Origin of the sequence: Photorhabdus noenieputensis (genome assembly GCF_018448935.1) — a bacterium.
Lineage (GTDB): Bacteria > Pseudomonadota > Gammaproteobacteria > Enterobacterales > Enterobacteriaceae > Photorhabdus > Photorhabdus noenieputensis.
On sequence record NZ_RCWC01000135.1, the window covers coordinates 1 to 1,014 of the forward strand.

The 1,014-nt window shown below is 55.7% G+C and carries 1 protein-coding gene; it reads right to left on the reverse strand.

Features of this window, described 5'->3' with window-relative positions; genetic code table 11:
• The coding region (locus EAE91_RS23515) for an AMP-binding protein (RefSeq protein ID WP_214090547.1) at positions 1-1,014 on the reverse strand (1,014 nt) is incomplete at both ends.

The window sequence follows — 1,014 nt, forward strand, 5'->3', positions numbered from 1 at the left end:
GGCGGAACAATCATTTATCAGCCAGGTTTTCCGCTCATCCGGCACATTGGGATCTATCGGCACGTAAACCGCACCGGCTTTGAGAATCGCCAATTGGGCCATCACCAGTTCCATCGAACGATCGAGTAAAAGCGCAACATGATCACCGGGACACACCCCTTGTTCGATGAGCTGACGAGCCAACCGGTTAGCGCGGGCATTTAATTCGGCATAACTGAGGGTCTGATCTTCATACACTAATGCTGTCGCGTCAGGCGTTTTATCCGCCTGTTGTTCAAACAACTGATGGATACATAACGCATCAGGATAAGCGGTTGCCGTGGCGTTCCAGGTTGTTAACAACAACGTCCGCTCTGCTTCCGGCAGGATGTCCAAGGCCCGAACCGGCATATCCGGTGCTTGCTCAAGGGCCTCCACCAGACTCTCCAGCGTCTGTTGCATATAGCCGCAGACCCGTTCCGACTCAAACGGTTGCACGACCTGAGCCGTCAGCCCCAGTGCATCGCCAAAATCCTCCACCGACAGCACTAACGGGTAGTTGGTTCGTTCCTGTATGCCAAGGAATTCCATGCCGCCAATCAGTTCATCTGACGCTGCCGATAAGGCATTATGCCGATAGTTCAGCAGGGCGCTAAAGAGCGGCGTACCGCTGGCAACCCCGCTGCAACGCTGAGCCAGCGCCAGTGACGCATGCTCATGCGCCAGTAATCCGGCGAGTTGGGTATGAGCAGTCTGTACACTCTCCCGTACCGGGGTTTCATCGATATCCAGCCGTAATGGCAAGGTATTAATAAATAACCCCATACCGTTGTCGGCACCATCCGCGGCCTGCATACGCCCAAACAGTACGGTGCCAAACACCACTTGTTCCTGACCACTGGTACGCGACAACACTTGCGCCCAGGCCAAATGACACAACGCCGCAAGGCTAACGCCCAAACGCCGGGCCTGACCGCGCAGACGGCTATTCAACTCCGGGGTCAACAGCCGGTGAGATTCCGTCACCTGTGAACC